This window comes from Nonomuraea salmonea (genome assembly GCF_042428605.1).
Taxonomy (GTDB): domain Bacteria; phylum Actinomycetota; class Actinomycetes; order Streptosporangiales; family Streptosporangiaceae; genus Nonomuraea; species Nonomuraea salmonea.
Genome location: NZ_JBHMCF010000037.1, coordinates 91,737 through 114,607, shown reverse-complemented (window position 1 = coordinate 114,607; position 22,871 = coordinate 91,737). Strand labels below are relative to the sequence as shown.

15 protein-coding genes are annotated in these 22,871 nt (G+C 71.7%); 12 read left to right on the top strand and 3 right to left on the bottom strand.

What is annotated here, in order from left to right; translation table 11 throughout:
* Positions 1–306: 306 nt before the first annotated feature.
* On the top strand, positions 307–3,087 hold the full coding sequence (locus tag ACFFR3_RS31965) for a glycosyl hydrolase family 95 catalytic domain-containing protein (RefSeq protein WP_345408958.1): 2,781 nt from the start codon (positions 307–309) through the stop codon (positions 3,085–3,087).
* Positions 3,088–3,104: 17 nt separating this feature from the next.
* On the opposite strand, the gene ACFFR3_RS31960 is transcribed toward ACFFR3_RS31965, so the two are convergent.
* Positions 3,105–3,842, bottom strand: coding sequence for a FadR/GntR family transcriptional regulator (locus ACFFR3_RS31960; protein WP_345408956.1), 738 nt, complete (start codon positions 3,840–3,842; stop codon positions 3,105–3,107).
* 211 nt (positions 3,843–4,053) lie between these two features.
* On the opposite strand from ACFFR3_RS31960, the gene ACFFR3_RS31955 reads away from it, so the two are divergent.
* From ACFFR3_RS31955 to ACFFR3_RS31915, 9 genes are all read left to right on the top strand, one after another.
* Positions 4,054–6,414, top strand: a complete 2,361-nt coding sequence (locus ACFFR3_RS31955; protein ID WP_345408954.1) for an RICIN domain-containing protein — start codon at positions 4,054–4,056, stop codon at positions 6,412–6,414.
* Between the two features lie 34 nt (positions 6,415–6,448).
* Positions 6,449–9,268, top strand: a complete 2,820-nt coding sequence (locus ACFFR3_RS31950; RefSeq protein WP_379484349.1) for a PQQ-dependent sugar dehydrogenase — start codon at positions 6,449–6,451, stop codon at positions 9,266–9,268.
* An 11-nt stretch (positions 9,269–9,279) separates the two neighbouring features.
* Positions 9,280–10,977 (top strand): ThuA domain-containing protein, encoded by a 1,698-nt coding sequence (locus ACFFR3_RS31945; RefSeq protein WP_345408949.1) that lies wholly within the window; start codon positions 9,280–9,282, stop codon positions 10,975–10,977.
* A gap of 85 nt (positions 10,978–11,062) precedes the next feature.
* Positions 11,063–12,496, top strand: a complete 1,434-nt coding sequence (locus ACFFR3_RS31940) for a sugar ABC transporter ATP-binding protein (protein ID WP_379484348.1) — start codon at positions 11,063–11,065, stop codon at positions 12,494–12,496.
* Positions 12,497–13,492, top strand: coding sequence for an ABC transporter permease (locus ACFFR3_RS31935; RefSeq protein WP_345408947.1), 996 nt, complete (start codon positions 12,497–12,499; stop codon positions 13,490–13,492).
* Positions 13,489–14,439: an ABC transporter permease gene (locus tag ACFFR3_RS31930; RefSeq protein ID WP_364380751.1), complete on the top strand. Its 951-nt coding sequence runs from the start codon at positions 13,489–13,491 to the stop codon at positions 14,437–14,439. The genes ACFFR3_RS31935 and ACFFR3_RS31930 overlap by 4 nt, the downstream gene beginning before the upstream one ends.
* The gene (locus ACFFR3_RS31925; RefSeq protein ID WP_364380748.1) at positions 14,426–15,640 is read left to right on the top strand and encodes a substrate-binding domain-containing protein; all 1,215 of its coding nucleotides are present in this window, start codon (positions 14,426–14,428) and stop codon (positions 15,638–15,640) included. Before ACFFR3_RS31930 ends, ACFFR3_RS31925 begins: the two co-directional genes overlap by 14 nt.
* A gap of 37 nt (positions 15,641–15,677) precedes the next feature.
* Positions 15,678–16,511 (top strand): sugar phosphate isomerase/epimerase family protein, encoded by an 834-nt coding sequence (locus ACFFR3_RS31920; RefSeq protein WP_364380745.1) that lies wholly within the window; start codon positions 15,678–15,680, stop codon positions 16,509–16,511.
* Positions 16,512–16,538: 27 nt separating this feature from the next.
* A complete protein-coding gene (locus tag ACFFR3_RS31915; protein WP_364380742.1) occupies positions 16,539–20,006 on the top strand; it encodes a ThuA domain-containing protein in 3,468 nt (1,155 codons plus the stop codon).
* A gap of 140 nt (positions 20,007–20,146) precedes the next feature.
* Here ACFFR3_RS31915 and ACFFR3_RS31910 read toward each other — a convergent pair whose 3' ends face one another.
* Positions 20,147–20,596, bottom strand: coding sequence for a hypothetical protein (locus ACFFR3_RS31910; protein ID WP_364380739.1), 450 nt, complete (start codon positions 20,594–20,596; stop codon positions 20,147–20,149).
* 22 nt (positions 20,597–20,618) lie between these two features.
* Positions 20,619–20,987, bottom strand: coding sequence for a hypothetical protein (locus tag ACFFR3_RS31905; RefSeq protein WP_345408941.1), 369 nt, complete (start codon positions 20,985–20,987; stop codon positions 20,619–20,621).
* 192 nt (positions 20,988–21,179) lie between these two features.
* Between ACFFR3_RS31905 and ACFFR3_RS31900 the strand changes: the two genes are divergently transcribed.
* Positions 21,180–22,112 carry an ABC transporter ATP-binding protein gene (locus tag ACFFR3_RS31900; RefSeq protein WP_345408939.1) on the top strand — a complete coding sequence of 311 codons (933 nt, stop codon included), beginning with the start codon at positions 21,180–21,182 and terminating at the stop codon, positions 22,110–22,112.
* Positions 22,109–22,855, top strand: coding sequence for an ABC transporter ATP-binding protein (locus ACFFR3_RS31895; RefSeq protein WP_345408937.1), 747 nt, complete (start codon positions 22,109–22,111; stop codon positions 22,853–22,855). The genes ACFFR3_RS31900 and ACFFR3_RS31895 overlap by 4 nt, the downstream gene beginning before the upstream one ends.
* Positions 22,856–22,871 lie beyond the last annotated feature (16 nt).

The following is a 22,871-nucleotide window of genomic DNA, read 5'->3' as shown; positions in this document are numbered from 1 at the left end:
TGGGGGCGGTGGCGCCGGATCAAGTTTCTGCCTGCCGACGGTTGACGAGCCGTGTCAGGGGCCTTTACGTTCCTCCAGAACCACCGATCACCACTACTTCCCCGTCCCAGACGACCGGACCTGAGCCGTACCAGGGCGGCAGCGCTCCCCGCGCCGGACGCCGGCGCGAGCGTGCCCGCAGGCAGTGCCCGGATGGCCGGTCCACGCTCCCGCACGCCCGCGACCCGCAAGGGAACGAGAAGCGAGATGTCCGACCTATCGCGAAGACAAGTCTTAAGATTCGGCGCGGCCGGTGCCGGAGCCGCGATGCTGCCGCTGTCCTGGACGGCCACCGCCCGAGCCGCCTCGGCGCCCCCTCCAGAGGTGCGCGCCGCGAACGACCTGGCCCTCTGGTACGACGAGAGCGCCGGCACCGACTGGCTGCGCGCCCTGCCGATCGGCAACGGCCGCCTGGGCGCCATGGTGTTCGGCAACACCGACAACGAGCGGCTGCAGCTCAACGAGGACACCGTCTGGGCCGGCGGCCCCTACGACCAGAGCAACCCCCGAGGGGCGGCGGCGCTGGGGCAGATCAGGCAGCTGGTCTTCCAGAACCAGTGGGGCCAGGCCCAGGCCCTGATCGACCAGACCATGCTCGGCTCCCCGGCCGGCCAGCTCGCGTACCAGACCGTGGGCGACCTGCGCCTCAGCGTCGGCAGCGGCGGCGTCTCGGAGTACCAGCGCCACCTCGACCTCACCACGGCCACCACCGCCGTCTCTTATGTGCGCAACGGCGTACGGTACACGCGCGAGGCGTTCGCCAGCGCCCCCGACCAGGTGATCGCCCTCCGCCTGACCGCTGACAGGCCGGGCTCGATCACGTTCTCCGCGACGTTCGACAGCCCCCAGCGGACGACGCGCAGCAGCCCGGACGGGACCACCGTGGCGCTCGACGGCGTCTCCGGCGACATGGAGGGCGTGCCGGGCTCGGTCAAGTTCCGCGCCCTGGCCAGGGCTGTCGCCGAGGGCGGCAGCGTGACCAGCTCGGGCGGCACGCTGCAGGTCCGCGGCGCCGACAGCGTGACCTTACTGATCTCCATCGGCTCCGGTTACGTCAGCTTCCGCGACGTCGGCGGCGACCACCAGGGCATCGCCCGGCGCCATCTCGACGCCGCGGCCGGGCGGACGTACGACGAGCTGCGCAGCCGGCACGTCGCCGACTACCAGCGGCTGTTCGGGCGCACCACCCTCGACCTCGGCCGCACCGCCGCCGCCGACCAGCCGACCGACGTGCGGATCGCGCAGTACGCGAGCACCGACGACCCGCAGTTCGCCACGCTGCTCTTCCAGTACGGCCGCTACCTGCTGATCTCCTCCTCCAGGCCGGGCACCCAACCGGCCAACCTGCAGGGCATCTGGAACGACTCGCTGACCCCGGCGTGGGACTCCAAATACACCATCAACGCCAACCTGCCGATGAACTACTGGCCGGCCGACACCACGAACCTCGCCGAATGCTACGAACCGGTCTTCGCGATGATCGACGACCTCACGGTCACCGGCGCCCGCACGGCCCAGGTCCAGTACGGCGCCGGCGGCTGGGTGACCCACCACAACACCGACGCCTGGCGCGGGACGTCGGTCGTGGACGGCGCGTTCTGGGGCATGTGGCAGACCGGCGGCGCCTGGCTGGCCACCCTCATCTGGGACCACTACACCTTCACCGGCGACAAGGAGTTCCTGGAGCGGCACTACCCGGCCATGAAGGGCGCCGCGCAGTTCTTCCTCGACACCCTCGTCCGCGAGCCGGCCCTCGGCCACCTCGTCACGAACCCGTCGAACTCCCCGGAGCTGGCCCACCACAGCGACGCCAGCGTCTGCGCGGGCCCCACGATGGACAACCAGATCCTGCGCGACCTGTTCGACGGCGTCGCCAAGGCCGCGCAGGAGCTCGGCACCGACGCCGGCTTCAGGACGCAGGTCCTCGCCGCCCGCGACCAGCTGCCGCCGATGAAGATCGGCTCGCGCGGCAACATCCAGGAATGGCTGTACGACTGGATCGAGCCAGAGCGAGCCCACCGGCACGTCTCCCACCTGTACGGCCTGCACCCGAGCAACCAGATCACCAAGCGCGGCACCCCGTCGCTGCACACCGCCGCCCGGCGCACCCTGGAGCTGCGCGGCGACGACGGCACCGGCTGGTCGCTCGCCTGGAAGATCAATTACTGGGCGCGCCTGGAGGAGGGCGGCCGGGCCCACCAGCTGCTCGGCCTCCTCGTCCGTACGGACCGGCTCGCGCCCAACATGTTCGACCTGCATCCCCCGTTCCAGATCGACGGCAACTTCGGCGCCACGTCCGGCATCGCCGAGATGCTGCTGCAGAGCCACGCCGGCGAGCTGCACGTGCTGCCCGCCCTGCCGTCGGCCTGGCAGAGCGGCGCCGTGCAGGGCCTGCGGGGCCGCGGCGGCCACACCGTGGGCGCGACCTGGCGATCCGGCGCGGCCACCGAGGTCCTCGTCGGCTTCGACCGCGACGCGACGGTGAACGTCCGCAACCGCTCGTTCGCCGGCGCCCTCCAGGTGACCGACACCACGACCGGCGGCACCGTCACCGTCACGAAGCCGGAGCAGGACGTCATCACCCTGACCGGCCAGGCCGGCTGCACCTACCGCGTCACGGTGACCGCCGCGCCTGTCACCTACGTCCGCATCGCCAACGCCACCACCGGCCTCGTCCTGGACAGTGGCGGCAACGTCCCCTCCGGCTCGGTGGTCAAGCAGTGGTCCTACGACGGCAGCACCAACCTGCAGTGGCGGCTCATCGACCTGGGCGGTGGCTGGTACCGCATCGTCAACCGCACCAACGGCATGGTCATCGACAGCCGGGGCGACGCCGCCAACGGCGCGAACGCGCGGCAGGCGCCCTGGAACGGCGGCGCCGCCCAGCAGTGGCGCCTCAACGCGGTGTCCGGCGGCCGTCACCAGATCATCAACCGGAGCACCGGGACCGCTCTCGACGGCATGGGCAACGCCACCGTCGGCTCCACCGTGGGGATGTGGGCCCCGAACGGCAGCACCAACAACCAGTGGACCATCACCCCGGTGTGACCCCCGGCCGGGCGAGCTCAGCGGGAGGAGAACAGGCGCTGCTGGATCTCCCTGCGGTAGTCGTCGAGCGTGTTGTCGATGTGGGCGGCCGCGGCCTGCGCGGCCGCCTCGGGATCGCCGGCGCGGATGGCCTGCCAGATCGCGTCGTGCTCCTCGACGGCCTTCGCGGCGTGCCCGCCCACCGAGCCGCGCAGGCCGATCAGGCTCGACTGCGCCTGCAGCCGGCGCGCCTCACGCACGGCCACCTGCAGGAACATGTTGTGCGACGCGGCGGCGAGGGCGGTGTGGAAGGCGTCGTCGCCCTCGTTGAACAGCTCCTCGCGCCCCGTCTCGAAGCCCTCGCGGCAGCGGCCGGCCGCCTCTTCGATGGCCCGCAGCTCGGCCGGGGTGGCCCGGCGGGCGGCCAGCCGGCTGGTCTCCATCTCCTGCGCCCGGCGGAACTCGAACAGGCTGTAGACGTGGTCGAGGTCGGTCGGCAGGAAGAAGGAGCCCCAGCGGCCGGTGCCGAGCATGCCCTCGTCGTCGGCCACGTACAGGCCGCGGCCCTTCTGGGCGCGTACGCGGCCGAGCGCGGAGAGGATCTTCACCGCCTCGCGCACCACGGTCCGGCTGGTGCCGAGCTGCCCGGCCAGCTCGTGCTCGGTCGGCATGCGGTCGCCCGGACGCAGGCCGAGCCGGACGATCAGCTCCAGCACCTGCTCGGCCGCCACCTCGTAGCCCGGCCGGTATCCGCTCTCGCGGGGGGTGTCGGTCACCGTGCTCCTTCCTCGCCGCTTCTGCCTGAGTATGACCGATGCCGGATAAGTACGACACATATGAAACGTTCATTGCGGAGCCGGTGAAATCCGCGCAGGTGAACGCACTACAGCTGAGCGACCGACGTGAATAGGCCCGCTTAGTTTCTTGACGGGTCACCGAGATCCGCAGGTAATGAGTGGGCGTCCCTACCCCCCGAAGGAACGAACCGTGCCCTTACCCTCGCCGAGACTCCCCCTGGTCGGCCTCCTCATCGCGGCGTTCGCCCTCCTCGCTCCCGCCCCTCCGGCGCTCGCCGACACCACGACCCTGTACGCCGCACCCGCCGGCACCGGCACCGCCTGCACCTCCGCCCAGCCGTGCTCACTGGCCGCGGCCCAGGAGGCGGTCAGAGAGCGGACCGCCGGCATGTCAGGCGACATCGTCGTGGAGCTGGCCGGCGGCGTGTACCGGCTGTCCGCGCCGCTCCGGCTGACCGCCGCCGACTCCGGCGCCAACGGCCACACCGTCAGGTGGCAGGCCGCCGAGGGCGCCGTCCCGGTCATCAGCGGAGCCCGCCCGGTCACCGGCTGGACACTGGCCGACCCCGGCAGGAACATCTGGCGCGCCGCCGTCGCCGCCGGCAGCGACACCCGGCAGCTGTACGTGGACGGGGCGCTCGCCACCCGGGCCCGCACCGCCGTCAACCGCTCCGACTTCACCGCGAGCAGCGCCGGGATGAGGTTCACCAGCAGCGCGCTCGGCTACCTGAACAACCTCGCCGACCCGGGCAGGGTCGAGATGGAGAGCGTCGGCTCGTTCACCGACCGGTACGCCCCGGTGCAGAGCATCAGCGGCAACCTCATCACGATGCGGCAGCCCGCCTGGAGCAACAACAACTTCGGCTACGACACCTTCACCAGCCCGCACCGGGCGGGCCCGCTCTACCTGGTCAACGCCTACGAGTTCCTCGACACACCGGGGGAGTGGCACCTGAACCCCGCGACCGGCGCCCTGTCCTACATCCCGCTCCCCGGGCAGGACATGGCCGGGGTGAGCGTGGAGCTGCCGGTGCTGCAGTCGCTGGTGCACGTCGGCGGCACCTACGGCGCGCCCGCGCACCACATCACGTTCAGCGGGATCACCTTCACCGGCACGAGCTGGCTCGGACCGGGCAGGGACCAGGGCTACGTGGACCAGCAGACCGGCGCCTACATCGCCGGCGACTGGAACCGGCCCGCCTTCAGCGCCTGCCACCAGGGCTGCCGCGAGTTCGAGGCGACCCGGCCGCACTGGTTCCAGTCGCCCGCCGCCGTCCAGGTCTCCGCCGCGAACACCATCACCTTCACCGGCTCGCGCTTCGTCAACCTGGGACAGACGGCCATCGGCATCGGCAACGACGCCAACGCCCACGCCAGCGGGGTCGGCCTCGGCGCCTCCGACATCACGGTCACCCGGTCGGAGATCGCCCACAGCGCGGCCGGCGGCATCGTGGCCGGCGGCGTCCGCGCCGACGCCCACCACCCGAGCGACCAGCGGATGGTCAACAGGAACATCACCGTCAGCCACAACCGCATCCACGACCTCGGCCTCGACCACCGGGGCATCGTCTCGGTCCTGACCACGTACGTCACCGGCACCGACGTCTCCCACAACGAGGTCTACAACCTGCCCTACACCGGCATGTCGATCGGGTACGGCTGGGGCGCCAATGAGCCGGGCGGCAGCGACCACTACGCCCAGCGCGGCCTGTACGACTTCCAGCCCCGCTACACCACGCCCACCACCGCATCGGGCAACCGGCTCGTCGGCAACTACGTGCACGACGTCATGCGGCAGATGACCGACGGCGGCTGCATCTACACGCTGTCGTGGAACCCGGGCGCGGTGATCAGCGGCAACCACTGCCGGCGGACGAACGGCTGGTTCGGCATCTACTTCGACGAGGGCTCCCGGTACTACACGGTCAGGAACAACGTCCTGGCCGACACCGGCACCTGGGCCACCGCCAACTACTGGTACGGCGAGAACATGGGCAACTTCACCGTCACCGGCAACTGGTCGACCAACGGCAGCACCAACGTCACCAACGGCGACCGCGGCAACGTGGTGAACAGCAACGTCACCGTCACCAACGGCGCCTGGCCGTCCGGAGCCCAGGCCGTGATCGCCGCCGCCGGCCCCGAAGGCTCGGACGGCCCGGCCGACGCGACCGCGCTGCGCGGCGTGGGCTCGAACCGCTGCCTGGACGTCAACGGCGCCTCGCAGACGAACGGCGCGCAGGTGCAGATCTGGGACTGCAACGGCCAGAGCAACCAGCAGTGGACCGCTACCTCCAGCGGCGAGCTGCAGGTCTACGGCGGGAAATGCCTGGACGTGAACGGCGCCGGCACGGCCGACGGCACCGCGGTGATCATCTGGGACTGCAACGGCCAGAACAACCAGAAGTGGCGTCTGAACGCCGACGGCACGATCACCGCCGTAGGAGCGAACAAGTGCCTGGACGTCAGCGGCTACGGCACCGCCAACGGCAGCAAGGTGCACATCTGGACCTGCCACGGCGGCACCAACCAGCAGTGGTCCCGCGCCTGACACCATCCCCCGAAGTGCCGCAGGAGAGAACACCATGTCCCGACACCCGTGGCTCACGCTGCTGACCACGCTGGCGCTCATCACCCCCGCAGCGCTCACCTTCGGCGCCACCCCGGCCGCCGCCGACATCCCGGCCTCCGACTACCAGCAGGTGTCCCTCGCCTCGGGCGGCTCCGAGCTGGGCGAGGCGATGTCCCTGGCCGTGCTGCCGAACCGGTCGGTGGTGCACACGGCACGCGACGGCACGGTACGCGTCACCAACGCCGCGGGCACCACGAAGGTGGCCGGCCGGCTCAACGTCTACACCCACGACGAGGAGGGCCTGCAGGGCGTCGCGGCCGACCCCGGCTTCGCCTCCAACCGGCACATCTGGCTCTACTACTCGCCGCGGCTCAACACCCCCGGCGGCGACGCGCCGAGCACGGGCACGCAGTCCCAGTTCGACCAGTGGAAGGGCGAGCTGCACCTGTCCCGCTTCACCCTCAACGCGGACGACACCCTCGACATGAGCAGCGAGAAGGTGGTCCTGCGGGTGCCGAACGACCGCGGCCAGTGCTGCCACGTGGGCGGCGACATCGACTTCGACGCCGCCGGCAACCTCTACCTCACCACCGGGGACGACACCAACCCGTTCGAGTCGAGCGGCTACTCCCCGCTGGACGAGCGCACCAACCGCAACCCGCAGTACGACGCCCAGCGCTCCGCCGCCAACACCAACGACCTGCGCGGCAAGCTGCTGCGCATCACACCCCAGCCCGACGGGAGCTACACCATCCCCGGCGGCAACATGTTCCCGCCGGGCACCGCGAACACCCGGCCGGAGATCTACGCGATGGGCTTCCGCAACCCGTTCAGGATGAGCGTGGACAAGGCGACCGGCGTCGTCTACCTCGGCGACTACGGGCCCGACGCCGGCGTCACCAACTCCAGCCGCGGGCCCAGCGGGCAGGTGGAGTTCAACCGCGTCACCGGCCCGGGCAACTACGGATGGCCGTACTGCACGGGCACGAACACCACCACGGAGACCTACAACGCGTGGAACTTCGCCACCAACAGCACCGGCCCGAAGTACAACTGCGCGGGCGGGCCGACGAACGACTCCTTCCGCAACACCGGCCGGACCACGCTGCCCCCGGCGCAACCCGCCTGGATCCGGTACGCGGGCGACGCCGGCAGCCCGCCCGAGTTCGGCTCCGGCGCGGAGTCGCCCATGGGCGGCCCCGTCTACCGCTACGACCCCGATCTGAACTCGGCCGTCAAGTTCCCCTCCTCGCTCGACGGGCGCTTCTTCGCCGGTGAGTACGGCCGCCGCTGGATCAAGGCGATCGAGGTCGAGCAGGACGGCGGGTACGGCGAGATCGCCGCCTTTCCCTGGTCGGGGACGCAGGTCATGGACATGGCCTTCGGCCCCGACGGCGCCCTGTACGTCCTCGACTACGGCACCGGCGCCAACAACCAGGCCCTCTACCGCATCGAGTACATCGGCGACGCCGACCGCAACCCGATCGCCAAGGCGTCCGCCGACAAGACGTCAGGGCCGGCGCCGCTCACGGTGGCCTTCTCCTCCGCGGGCAGCTCCGACCCGGAGGGCGGCGCGCTGACGTACGCGTGGGACTTCGGCGACGGCGCCACCTCCACGGCGGCGAACCCGACCAGGACCTACACCACGGAGGGCACCTACACGGTGACGCTCACGGTCCGCGACCCGCAGGGGCTGACCGGCACGGCGAGCCTGATCGTGACCGTCGGCAACACCGCGCCCACCGTCACCCTCACCACCCCGGCCGACGGGCGGCTGTTCTCCTTCGGCGACACCGTGCCCTTCCAGGTCACCGTCAGCGACCCCGAGGACGGCACGATCGACTGCGACGAGGTCACCGTCGCCTACTTCCTCGGCCACGACAGCCACCGGCACCAGATCACCTCCACGAGCGGCTGCACGGGCTCCATCGCGGTGCCCGTGGACGGCGAGCACGACGCCGCGGCCAACATCTACGGCGTCTTCGAGGCGTCGTACACCGACGGCGGCGGCCTCACCTCCACCAGCGCCCGCACCCTGCAGCCGCGGCACCGCCAGGCGGAGCACTTCGGCGCCCACCAGGGCATCCAGACGGCCGAGCACGCCACCGCGGAAGGCGGAGTGACGGCCGGCTTCATCGACGACGGCGACTGGATCTCCTTCCAGCCGTACCAGCTCGCGGGCGCGACGCGGTTCACCGCCCGCGTGTCCTCGGCGGGCGCGGGCGGCAGGATCGAGGTGCGGGCCGGCTCGGCGACGGGCACGCTGCTCGGCACCGCGACCGTGACGAGCACCGGCGGCTGGGACACCTTCACCGACGTCTCGGCCGCGCTCAGCGGCGCGCCGGCCGGGACCACGACGCTCTCCCTCGTCTTCCGCGGCCCGACAGGGCAGGGCTACCTGTTCGACGTGGACGCCTTCACCCTGTCCACCGGCGATTCCGGCGACCCCGGCGGCACGAGCGCGTTGCGCGGCGTGGGCTCGAACCGCTGCCTGGACGTGGACGGCGCCTCACAGGCCAACGGCGCTGCGGTGCAGATCTGGGACTGCAACGGCCAGGCGAACCAGCAGTGGACCGCTACCTCCAGCGGCGAGCTGCGGGTCTACGGCGGGAAGTGCCTGGACGTGAACGGCGCCGGCACGGCCGACGGCACCGCGGTGATCATCTGGGACTGCAACGGCCAGAGCAACCAGAAGTGGCGTCTGAACGCCGACGGCACGATCACCGCCGTAGGAGCGAACAAGTGCCTGGACGTCGCCGCCACCGCGGGCGGCACCAAGGCGCGCATCTGGACCTGCGGCGGAGGAAACAACCAGCGCTGGACCCGCGTCTGAAAGGACCCCCCATGCTGCGTCAACCGATCCCCTTGCTGAAACGCCTGTCGGCCGCGGCGGTGGCGATCACCGCGGCGGCGGCGATGGCCGTCCACGCCGTCCCGGCCGAGGCAGCCGCCTTCAAGGTGCTGGTCTTCTCCAAGACGGCCGGCTTCCGGCACGACGCCATCCCCGCCGGCATCCAGGCCATCCGCGACCTCGGCGGCGCGGGCGACTTCGACGTGGACGCCACCGAGGACTCCGCCGCCTTCACCACCGGCAACCTGGCCCAGTACCAGGCGGTCGTCTTCCTCAGCACCACCGGCGACGTGCTCAACAGCAGCCAGCAGGCCGCCTTCGAGGCGTACGTGGACGGCGGAGGCGGCTACGTCGGAGTGCACGCGGCGGCCGACACCGAGTACAACTGGCCCTACTACGGGCAGCTGATGGGCGCCTGGTTCAGCAGCCACCCGGCGATCCAGCAGGCCACCGTCCGCAACGAGGACCGGGCGCACGCCGCGACCGCGCACCTCGGGCCGGCCTGGACCCGCACCGACGAGTGGTACAACTACCGCACCAACCCCCGCCAGAACGTCCGGGTGCTGCAGAGCCTCGACGAGAGCAGCTACAGCGGCGGCAGCATGGGCGACCACCCGATCACGTGGTGCCGCACGCAGGCGTCCGGCCGTGCGTTCTACACCGGGCTCGGGCACACCCAGGAGTCGTACGCCGACCCGGACTTCCGCGCGCTGCTGCTCGGCGGCATCCGGTACGCGGCCGGCGCCGTCAACGCCGACTGCCGCCCCGAGACCGGCTACACGGCCCTCTACAACGGCTCCACCGCGGGCTGGTCGCAGGCCGGCCCCGGCTCCTTCACCAGCGGCAACGCCACGCTGACCTCCGAGGGCGGCATGGGCATGCTGTGGTACGACACCAAGGAGTTCGGCTCCTACTCGCTCAAGCTCGACTGGAAGCTGACCGGCGACTCCAACTCCGGCGTCATCATCGGATTCCCGGCGACCACCGACCCGGCCACGGCGCTCGACACCGGGTACGAGGTGCAGATCGACGCGACCGACGCCGCCGACAGGACGACCGGGGCCGTCTACGGCTTCCAGGCCGCCGACCTCGCCGCCCGCGACGCCGCGCTCAACCCGCCGGGCCAATGGAACACCTACGAGCTGCTGGTCGAGGGCGAGCGGCTGCAGGTCTTCCTCAACGGCACCAAGATCAACGATTTCACCAACGCCGACCCGGCCCGCTCGCTCCAGCAGGGCCACATCGGCATCCAGAACCACGGCCCCGGCGACGTCGTGTCCTTCCGCGACATCCGCATCAAGGAACTGACCGGCGCCCCGGGCGGCGCGACCGCGCTGCGCGGCGTGGGCTCGAACCGCTGCCTGGACGCCGGCGCCACGCAGATGCAGATCTGGGACTGCAACGGCCAGGCGAACCAGCAGTGGACCCCGACTGCCGCGGGCGAGCTGCGGGTGCACGGCAACCGGTGCCTGGACGTCAACGGCGGCAGCACGGCCGACGGCGCGGCGGTCATCACCTGGAGCTGCAACGGCCAGAACAACCAGAAGTGGCGTCTGAACGCCGACGGCACGATCACCGCCGTAGGAGCGAACAAGTGCCTGGACGTCAGCGGCTACGGCACCGCCAACGGCAGCAAGGTGCACATCTGGTCCTGCCACGGCGGCACCAACCAGCGCTGGACCCGCACCTGAAGCGGTCCAGGCCACCATCCGGGGTCCCCGTCAGGAGGAGCATGAGGACACGATCCACCACCCGCACGACCAGGCAGGCGGCCCGGTGCTGAGGCTGCGCGGCATCGGCAAGAGCTTCCTGGGCGTGCGGGTGCTGTCCGGGGTGGACCTGGAGGCGAAGGCCGGCGAGGTGCACGCCGTCGTCGGCGAGAACGGCGCGGGCAAGTCCACCCTCATGAAGATCATCTGCGGGGTGCACGCGCCGGACGAGGGCGTGATCGAGGTCGACGGCCGGCCCGTCTCCTTCGCCCACCCGCTGGAGGCGCAGCGCGCCGGCATCGCGATCATCCACCAGGAGTTCAACCTGCTGCCAGAACGCACGGTCGCCGAGAACGTGTTCCTCGGCCGCGAGCCCGTCAGGCGCGGCCTGGTCGACCGCGCCGCCATGGAGCGGGCCACCGCCGCGCTCCTCGACGAGCTGGGGGAAACCCAGATCGGCCCCCGCGCCACCGTCAAGCGCCTGCCGGTCGCCCAGCAGCAGATCGTCGAGATCGTCAAGGCGCTGTCGGTGCACGCCCGGCTCCTCGTCATGGACGAGCCCAGCGCGGCGCTCGCCGAGCACGAGGTCGCGCTGCTCTACCGGCTGATCCGGCGGCTGCGCGAGCGCGGCGTCGCCGTCATGTACATCTCCCACCGATTACGCGAGGTGCTCGACCTCGCCGACCGGGTCACCGTGCTCAAGGACGGCGCCCGCGTCACCACGGTCCCCGCCGGCGAGGTGACCCGTGACGAGCTGATCCGCCTCATGGTGGGCCGCGACCTCGGCACCTACTACCCGCCCCGCTCGGCGGGCGCCGGCGAGGTACGCCTCAGCCTGCGCGGGGCGGGCAACCACCAGCTGCGCGACATCGATCTGGAGCTGCGCGCCGGGGAGATCGTCGGCGTCGCGGGCCTGCAGGGGTCCGGCAGGACGGAGCTGGCCAAGGCGATCTTCGGCGCGGAGCCGTTCACCACGGGCGAGATGAGCCCCGCGCGCCCGCGCTCGGTCCGCGAGGCCATGGCTCACGGCATCGGGCTCGTGACCGAGGACCGCAAGGCCGAGGGGCTCGCGCTGGGCCAGTCCGTACGCGACAACGTCCTGCTCGCCGCCCGCGCGACCGGCGGCGGGAACAGCACCCTGATGAGCGGCCTGCTCGACCGGGTGCGCCTGCCGCCCCCGCACCGGGAGGTCCGCTACCTGTCCGGCGGCAACCAGCAGAAGGTCGTGCTCGTCAAGTGGCTGACGATGGCGCCACGGGTGCTGCTGTTCGACGAACCGACGCGGGGCGTGGACGTCGGGGCCAAGGCCGCGATCCACGACCTCATGCGCGACCTGGCCGGCGACGGCACGGCCATCATGATGATCTCGTCCGAGCTGCCCGAGCTCATCGGCATGAGCGACCGCATCGTCGTGCTGCGCGACGGCCGCGTCGCGGGCACGCTGCCGGCCGGTGCCTCCGAGGAGGCCGTCATGCGCCTGGCCGCGGGCGAGGTGGCCTGAATGGACCTGCTCGCCCGCACCGGCCGCACCGGCGGCGGTTTGGCCGGGCACCTGCGCGATCCCGCGCGCGTGGTGTTCCTCGCCCTGTTCGCCCTGCTCGCGGCCGGCTGGCTCATCGTCGCGCTCGACGGCGGCCGGTTCCTCACCCTGGAGAGCGTCGTCGGCATCCAGCAGCGCTCCGCGGCCCTCGGCATCGTGGCGATCGGGCAGACGCTGGCGATCCTGGCCGGCTCGCTCGACCTGTCGGTGGCGTACCTCATCAGCCTGACCTCGCTGGTCGCGGCGGAGGTCATGGCGGGCCAGAGCGGCAACGTCGTCGCGGCCTGCGCCGCCGTGCTGGCCGTCAGCGCGCTGGTGGGGCTGGTCAACGGGCTGGTCATCACCCGGCTCCGGGTGCACGCCTTCATCGCCACGCTCGGCGTCGGCCTGATCATCAAGGGCGTCGTCGACCACCTGTACGACGGCCCGGCCGGCGAGGTGCCCGAGTCGTTCCAGCTCCTCGGCTACGCGCGCGCCGGACCCGTCCCCGTCTCGGCCATGCTCTGGGCGGGCGTGGCGGTGGCGGCCTGGGTCCTGCTGGCGCGGACCCGGCTGGGCCACCGGATCTACGCGGTGGGCGGCGGCGAGGACGTCGCCCGGCTGTCCGGGATCCGCACGTCCCGCGTCATCGTGATCACCCACGTGCTCTGCTCGCTCTGCGCCGGCGTCGCGGGCCTGCTGCTGGCCGCCAGGCTCGGGGCGGGAGCGCCCACGGTGGGCCCCGACGGCGGGTACGACCTGGAGTCCATCGCCGCGGTCGTGCTCGGCGGGACCGCGCTGGCCGGCGGCAGGGGCGGCGTCGCGGGAACGGTCGGCGGGGTGCTGCTGCTGGCCGTCCTGGACACCCTGTTCAACCAGCTCGAAGTCGACTCCTTCGCCAAGGACGTGGTCCGCGGCGCGGTCATCGTCGTCGCGGTGGCCGTCTATGCCCGGCGTGGCACCAGGCGGGTGACATGAGACGAGCGCTGCCCATCCTCACCGTCCTCGCGGCCCTGCTGGTCGCGATCGCGGTCGCCAACCCGCTGTTCCTGGAGCCGGCCGGGTTCCTGGCGTTGCTCAAGCGGGCCGCGCCGCTGGTGATCCTCGCCGCGGGGCAGTACTTCGTCATCGTCTCCGGTGAGTTCGACCTGTCGGTCGGCTCGCTGGTGACGGCCGAGGTGGTGATCGCCGCCCGGCTCATCGACGGCGAGGAGTCCGCCACCTGGCCGGTCCTCGCCCTGCTGCTCGTCGCCGGGCTGCTCGTCGGCCTGGTCAACGGCCTGCTCACCACCAAGCTGCGGGTGCCGTCGTTCATTGTGACGCTCGGCATGCTGCTCGTCCTCAGCGGGGCGGTCTTCCTCTGGACCGGCGGCGCGCCACGTGGCGCGCTGTCGGAGGGCTTCCGCGCGTTCGGCCGCGGCGGGTTCGGGCCGGTGCCGTGGTCGGTGCTGATCCTGCTGGCCGCGGGCGCGGCGGCGATCGCGCTCACGCGCGCCCGCTTCGGCAGGACGCTGGTGGCCACCGGCGACAACGCGCGCGCCGCCGCGCTGTCCGGCGTCCGGGTCGACCGGGTCAAGATCTACGCGTTCATGCTCTCCGGCCTGTCGGCGGCGGTCGCGGCCGTCCTGCTCGGCGGGTTCGCCGGGGTCTCGGCGCAGGTGGGGCAGGGGCTGGAGTTCTCCGCCATCACCGCGGTCGTGCTCGGCGGCGTGGCGCTGGGCGGCGGGCGCGGCTCCGTGGTCGCCGCCATGGCCGGGGCCTGCACGCTGGAGGCGCTGTTCACCCTGCTCAACCTGTACGGGATCTCGGGGGCACTGGAGTCCACCGTGCAGGGCGTCATCATCATCGCCGCGGTCGCGGCAGGAGCCGTCCGGCTCCCCAGGAAACCCTTCCCGTCAAGAGGAGACGCACATGCCGCGCCCTAAGGCCGCAGCCGCCGCGCTCATGGCGGCCGGCGCCCTCGCGGTCGCCTGCACCGCCGCCTGCACCGTCGACAAGCCGGCCGCCACCACCACCTCGGAGGCGTCCGCCGAAAGCACCCAGGGCTCAGGCACGGGCGCGCAGTCGGCGTTCTTCGTTCAGGCCGACTTCGACGCTCAGCTGGCCATGCGCTCCCAGGAGCCGGAGGGCCCCGCGGACAAGCCGTGGGAGCAGGCCATCGCCCCGAAGATGGTCGACACGACCCGGTACAAGAAGGACGGGCCCTACCACCTGTGCTTCTCCAACGCGGCGGTCGACAACCCCTGGCGCCAGGTCGGCTGGAAGACCATGCAGGCCGAGGTGGGCCTGCACGACGAGATCGAGACGTTCACCGTGCTGGACGCCGAGGGCAAGGACGACAAGCAGATCTCCGACATCGCCGAGCTGCAGGACAAGGGCTGCGACGCGCTGATCGTCTCGCCGAACACCACCGCCACGCTCACCCCCGCCGTGGCGGCCGCCTGCGAGAAGGTGCCCGTCATCGTGTTCGACCGGGGCGTGCGGACCGGCTGCCCGGTGACGTTCATCAAGCCCATCGGCGGCTACGCCTTCGGCGCCGACGCCGCCGAGTTCCTCGCCGAGAAGGTGCCGGCCGGCGGGAAGGTGCTGGCGCTGCGCATCCTGCCCGGCGTGGACGTGCTGGAGACCCGCTGGTCGGCGGCGAAGGTGGTCTTCGACGACAGCCGCGTCCAGGTGGTGGGCGTGGAGTTCACCGACGGCGACGCCGCCAAGACCAAGAGCATCGTCGGCGACTACATCCAGCGGCACGGCACCATCGACGGCGTCTGGATGGACGCGGGCGCCACGGCCGTGGCCGCGATCGAGGCGTTCGAGGACGCCGGCGTGCCGGTGCCGCCGATCAGCGGCGAGGACCAGCAGGACTTCCTGCAGAAGTGGAAGGACGCCGGCCTCACCGCCGTCGCACCCACGTACCCCACCTACCAGTGGCGCACCCCCGTCATCGCCGCGCTGAGGATCCTCAAGGGCCAGGAGGTGCCCGAGACGTGGAACCTGCCGCAGCCGAAGGTCACCGCCGACACCCTGAATGCCCACCTCAAGCCCGGCATGCCGCCCCTGCACTACGCGCTGTGCGGCTGTGAGGACCTGCCCGGCTTCCCGGAGGACTGGGGCGGGAAGCGGAGCTGACCGCTCCCCCCCGCGAACGACGACGAAGAGGGACGCCATGTTCTCCATCGGAGTGAACACCTGGGTCTGGGTCTCCCCGCTGACCGACGACGACCTGGCCAGGCTCGCCCCCCGCATCGCCCGGTGGGGCTTCGACGTCATCGAGCTGCCCGTCGAGCGGCCCGGCGACTGGGACCCGGACAAGGCCGCCGCGGTGCTGGCCGAGCACGGGCTGGCCGCGTCCGTGGTGCTGGTCATGCCGCCGGGACGCGAGCTCGTGGCCGCCTCCCCGCGGACCGTCCGCGACACCCAGGACTACCTGCGGCACTGCGTCGACGTGGCGGTGACCGTCGGGTCGCCGGTGGTCGCGGGGCCGGCGTACGCGTCGGTCGGCCGCACGTGGCGGCTGTCGCCGTACGAGCGCGGGAAGGCCGGCGCCGAGCTGCGCGAGAACCTGCGCCCCGTCCTGGACCACGCCGCCGGGCGCGGCGTGAAACTCGCGGTCGAGCCGCTCAACCGGTACGAGACCAGCCTCGTCAACACCGTCGAGCAGGCGCTCGAGACGTTGCCGGAGGACTGCCACCTGGCACTCGACGTCTACCACCTGAACATCGAGGAGAAGGACCCCGCCCTGGCCGTCCTGGCCGCGGCCGACCGCCTCGCGCACGTCCAGGTGTGCGGCACCGACCGCGGCACGCCGGGCGCCGACCGGTTCGACTGGCCCGGCTTCACGCAGGCCCTGCGCCAGGTGGGCTATCAGGGCCCGCTCGTCATCGAGTCGTTCACCGCGCACAACCGGAGCATCGCCACCGCGGCCTCCATCTGGCGGCCGCTCGCGCGCAGCCAGGACGCCCTGGCCGTGGACGGCCTGGCGTACCTGCGCGCGCTGTGAACCATCCACCCCCTCAGGAGCTCTCCCATGCGAAGATCACGCCTGCTCACCGCCCTGGCCGCGGCCCTGTCAGGACTGCTGCTGCTGTCGTCGTCACCGCCCGTCGCGCACGCGCTCGCGGACCCGTTCAAGGTGCTGCTGTTCACCGAGACGGCGGGCGGCGCCTACCGGCACGACTCCATCTCCGCCGGCGTCGCGATGTTCCAGCAGCTGGCGGCCGACAACGACTTCAAGCTCGACCACAGCGAGGACTCCTCCGTCTTCACCAGCGCGGCGATGAGCACCTACGACGCGGTGATCATGTTCCAGACCAACGGCATGGTGTGGGACAACGACGCCCAGCGCCAGGCCTTCCAGTCGTACGTACGCGGCGGGCGCGGCGTCGTGGCGATCCACAACGCCACCGACATGAACATCGAGGCGCAGTTCCCCTGGTGGGACGAGGTCGTCCTGGCCGGCGCCCACATGACCGCGCACTCGTCGATCGTGCAGGGCACCGCCAAGGTGGCCGACCAGGTCCACCCCGCCACCCAGGGCTTACCCGACCGGTGGACCCGCACCGAGGAGTGGTACAACTTCGACACGAACATGCGGGGCTCGGTCCACGTGCTGGTGACCGCCGACGAGACCACCTATGACGCCGGGTCGAGCAGAATGGGCGCCGACCACCCGATCTCCTGGTGCCACCAGCCGGAGGGCGGCCGGGTGTTCGCCACCGCGATGGGCCACCAGGCGTCCTCCTACAGCGAGCCGCTGTTCCGGCAGCACCTGCTGGGCGCCGTGCAGTGGGCGGCCGGCGCGGCGCCGGGCGACTGCGGCGGCACCGTCGAGGCCCGCTACCAGAAGGTCACCCTCGACGGCGCGCCCGACCAGCCCATGGAGCTGGACGTGGCCGCCGACGGCGACGTCTTCTACATCTCGCGCTCCGGCAAGGTGAACCTCATCCCCGCCAACGGCGGCGGCACGCGCGTCATCGGCACCCTGCCGGTCTACGACGGCGGCGAGGACGGCGGCATCGGGCTGGCGCTCGACCCGGACTTCGCCGACAACGGCTGGATCTACCTCAACTACTCGCCCGCGAGCGGCGGCGAGGTGAACCGGGTGTCGCGCTTCACCTTCAACGGCACCGCCCTCGACCCGGCCAGCGAGAAGAAGATCATCGAGATTCCGGCGTACCGGAACGTCGACGAGCCCGGCCACACCGGCGGCTACCTCGCCTTCGGACCGGACGGCGACCTCTACATCGGCCCCGGCGACGACACCAACCCCAACGGCTCCAGCGGCTACGCCCCGATCGACGAGCGGCAGGGCAGGGAGCACTACGACGCCCAGCGCTCCTCGGCCAACACCGACGACCTGCGCGGCAAGATCCTGCGCATCCACCCCGAGGCCGACGGCACCTACACGATCCCGTCCGGCAACCTGTTCCCGCCCGGCACCGCGAGGACCCGGCCGGAGATCTACGCGATGGGCTTCCGCAACCCGTTCCGCTTCTCGGTCGACAAGGAGACCGGCTGGATCTCGGTGGGCGACTACGGCCCCGACGCGGGCGCCGCGAACTCCGCCCGCGGCCCCGAGGGCACCGTCGAGTGGAACCTGATCAAAGAGCCCGGCTTCTACGGCTGGCCGTACTGCGTCGGCCCCAACCTGGCGTACCGCGACTACAACTTCGCCACCGGCGCCTCGGGCCCGGCGTTCAACTGCTCGGCGCCCGTCAACAACTCGCCCAACAACACCGGCCTGACCAACCTCCCGGCCGCCAAGCCCGCGACCCTGTGGTACGACTACCACGCCTCGGAGGAGTTCCCCGAGATCGACTGCTGCGGCGGCGCCGCCCCGATGGGCGGCCCCATCTACCGCTACGACGCGGCCTCCGGCTCCGAGCGGAAGTTCCCCGCCTACTACGACGGGACGCCGTTCTTCTACGAGTGGAGCCGCAACTTCGTCAAGGAACTCCGCCTCGACTCCTCGGGAAACCTCCTGAAGATCAGCCCCTTCGTGGCGCAGATCGCGCCACGCGCGCCGATCGACATGAAGTTCGGCCCCGACGGCGCCCTCTACATGGCCGACTGGGGCAACGGCTTCGGCCACGCGAACACCGACGACAGCATCTACCGCATCGACTACGTGGCGGGAAACCGCGCGCCCCTGGCCAAGGCGAGCGCCAGCCCCGACTCGGGCACCGCGCCGCTCACCGTCGCGTTCTCCTCGGCCGGCTCGTCCGACCCCGACGGCGACGCCATCACCTTCGCCTGGGACTTCGGTGACGGCGCGACCTCCGCCGCCGCCAACCCTTCGCACACCTACACCGCCAACGGCACCTACACCGCCAGGCTCACCGTCCGCGACACGGGCGGCAGGACCGGCAGCGTCACGGTGCCCGTCGTCGTCGGCAACACCCGTCCCGAGGTGGCCTTCTCGGCGCCGCCCGACGGCGGGTTCATCGACTTCGGCGACGAGGTGGACTACACGGTCGTCGCCACCGACGCCGAGGACGGCGCCGCCGACTGTGACGAGGTCACCGTGACCACCGCGCTCGGCCACGACCAGCACGCCCACGACACCGGCCAGTACACCGGGTGCACGGGGACGGTCACGACCACGGCCTCCGGCCACGACGAGACCGCGAACGTCTACTACGCCCTGTCCGCCGAGTACACCGACTCCGGCGGCCTGAAGGGCACCGCCGGCCTCACCCTGCAACCGAAGCACAAGCAGGCCGAGCACTTCACCGGCTCGTCCGGGGTCCGCGTCGTCGAGCAGTCCGGCGCCGAGGGCGGCAGGCGCATCGGCGACATCTCCAACGGCGACTGGATCTCCTTCACCCCGGTCAACCTGTCCGGCATCGACACGGTGACCTTCCGCGTCTCGGCGCCGTCCGCCACCGGAGCCTCCATCGAGCTGCGCGCCGGCTCGCCGACAGGACCCCTCGTCGCCACCAGGACCGTGCCGGCGACCGGTGGCTGGGACACCTACGTGTCGCTGCCCGCGGTGTCCGTCACCGACCCGGGCGGCACGCGCAACCTGCACGTCGTCTTCAGGGCGCCGTCCGCGAACGCGTTCGACCTGGACTCCATCACCTTCAACGGCCAGGGTGTCGGCACGGGGGACGGCACGCCCTCGGACACGGGCACGCTGCGCGGCGTCGAATCCGGCCGCTGCCTGGACGCCGGCGACGGTCAGGTGCAGCTCTGGGACTGCAACGGCCAGGCGAACCAGCAGTGGACCGCCACCGGCGCGGGCGAGCTGCGGGTGCACGGCGACCGGTGCCTGGACGTCAACGGCGGCGGCACCGCCGACGGCACCGCGGTCATCACCTGGAGCTGCAACGGCCAGAACAACCAGAAGTGGCGTCTGAACGCCGACGGCACCATCACCGCCGTAGGCGCGAACAAGTGCCTGGACGTGCCCGGCCACGCCACGGCGAACGGCACCAAGCTCACCATCTGGCCCTGCAACGGCGGCGCCAACCAGCGCTGGACCCGTAACGGGTGATCAGCGGCGCGGCGACGAGCGCGCTCATCAGCGCAGTCCAGGCGATGAGCGCCTCGTCGGCGGTGCAGCCGGGCACCAGGGACGGCGTCACGTTCGGCGGCCGCCCCCTTCGGCCCGGCCCGGCGAGCCGGGGCGCCCTGTTACAGGTACTTGTCCTTGGCCCTGCACGTCATGAGCGCGTCCAGCGACAGGCCGCCGCTCAGCAAGCCCTGGACGTAGCCGCAGCCCGCGATGTAGCTGCCCCGCCTGGCGATCGCGCCGAAGACCGCTCCGGAGTACAGCTGCCGGCCGGTCTTGTTGGTGATGCGGGGCTGGACCGAGCATCTGACGGCGTTGTAGCAGGTCTTCGTGGCGCGCCGGTTCGCCAAGGGGTACTCCTGGCGCGTCACGTCCGCCGAGACGACGATGTGGCTCTGCGTCCGGTCGCAGACGATGACGTACGACGCGACGACGGCGGAGCCGCTCGTGTAGATGGAGGAGACGTTGCCGCGGCAGTTGTCGCGGTTCGCCGCGTGGGCCGGCAGCGCTCCGACGATCGTCGAGCTCACTGCCACCGCTGCCACAAGGGCCGTCTTCATCAGCTTGTTCATGAGGAAAACTCTCGCGCTCGCGTCAGGACCGGAACTCGAACGAGCCGCGCAGGATGGTGCCGCGCCCGCTCCAGTAGCTCTCGTACGAGGCCTTGAACGTGACGCCGTCGAAGCCGGTGAGCAGCCCGCAGACGGCGCCCGGGTGCTTGACGTTGTCGTCCCTGATGACGACGGGCGAGCCGATCGTGCCGGGACGGGTGAGCGTCACCTCCACCCAGGCCGTGCCGGTGACGTTGTCCGCGAGGACGCACAGCTCGTTGGTGGCGTCGTTGTAGCGGATGATCCCGTCACCGACGTCGCGCTTGAAGCTCTCCGCGTGGGCCGGTGCGGCCAGGGCGAGGCTCGCCACCGCGGCGGCGACGCCGACGGTGACCTTCTTCAGCAGATGCATATGTCTTCTCCTTCGACGGCCGGAGATCGGCTCTCCCGGCCGAGGCTCATCGGGCGTGATCGTCGCACGCGCCGGCAGCAGCGTGGAATACGCAGGGAATACGCCCGATCACCCGGAGAAACTGGGGTTGGGCACGGTTCGCCCGGAGGATAGAGTCTTGCCCCGAGATCACTGCCGGGACTGAGGAGGGCGATGGCCGTCACGCCCCTGTCCCTGCCTGAGCCGCCCGCGAAGGCACCCGAGTTCGGACGCGACGCGCTGATCGCCTGCGAGAGCCTGGTGCGCATCTACCAGACCGGCTCGGTCGAGGTGCAGGCGCTGCAGGGGCTCGACCTGGTCGTGGACGCCGGCGAGATGGTGGCCGTCGTCGGCGCGTCCGGGTCGGGGAAGTCGACGCTGCTGTCCATCCTGGCCGGCGTGGACGCGCCCACCGCAGGGCGCGTGCGGGTCGACCGGTGGAACCTGCTGGACATGTCGCGCGCCGACCGCGTCCGCTACCGGCGGCACACCGTGGGCTTCGTGCGCCAGCAGACCGCCGCCAACCTCATCCCGTACCTGACCGCGCGCCAGATGGTCGACCTGCCGATGACGGCCGCCCGCACCCCCGCCCGCGTCCGCCGCGAACGCGCCGCCGAACTGCTCGGCCTGCTCGGCGTCGCCGACTGCGCCGACCGGCGGCCCGGCCAGATGTCCGGCGGGCAGCAGATGCGGGTCGCCATCGCGGTCGCCCTCGCCAACGAGCCCAAGGTGCTGCTGGCCGACGAGCCGACGGGGGAGCTGGACAGCGCCACGTCGGCGGCCGTGTTCGCGCTGCTGCGGGAGGTCAACCGGCGGCTGGGCGTCACCGTCGTCATCGTCACCCACGACCCCGCGGTCAGCGGGCAGGTCGAGCGGACGGTGGCCATCCGCGACGGGCGGACGAGCAGCGAGGTCCTGCGGCGTACCGCCACCGACGACGACGGCGCCCAGCAGGTGATCGCCGAGGAGTACGCGGTGATGGACCGGGCGGGACGGGTGCAGGTGCCGCGCGACTACCGGGAGGCGCTGGCGCTGACCCGGCGGGTCCGGCTGGTGCTCGAGTCGGATCACGTGGCGATCCGTCCCGACGGCGGCGGGCCCGCATGAGCGGCGGGCCGCTGGTCAGCGTGCGCGGCGTGCACCGCCGCTTCGGCAGCGGCGCGACCGCCGTGCAGGCGCTGCGGGACGTGACGTTCGACCTCGCGCCCGGCACCATGACCGCCCTGGTCGGGCGGTCGGGCTCCGGCAAGACCACACTCCTGAACGTCATCGGCGGGCTGGATCGCCCCGACGCCGGTACGGTCCACGTCGACGGCACCGACGTCACCGCCCTCGACGAGGACGGCCTGGCGCTGCTGCGGCGGGAGAAGGTCTCGTACGTCTTCCAGACCTTCGGCCTGATCCCGGTGCTGTCGGCCGCCGAGAACGTGGGCGCCCCGCTGCGGCTCGCCCGCGTCTCCCCGGCGGAACGCGAGCGGCGGGTCGCGCTGCTGCTCGACCTGGTCGGGCTGGCCGACCACGCCGAGCAACTGCCCGGCGAGCTGTCCGGCGGGCAGCAGCAGCGGGTGGCGATCGCCCGCGCCCTGGCCGCCTCACCCCGCCTGCTCATCGCCGACGAGCCCACCGGCCAGCTCGACGCCGAGACCGGCCTGTCGGTGATGGCGTTGCTGCGCGGGGTGGTGGAGTCGGAGGGCGTGACCGCCCTGGTCTCCACCCACGACCCGACGATGCTCGCCCTCGCCGACCGGGTGATCCACATCAACGACGGCCACCTCGACGATGATCTCGACGCGCGCTCCTCGCCTGACGGGAATCGGCGGGCGTCCTCCGATGGGCGGGGCGATTCGTGAGTGGTGAGGGCCGCAC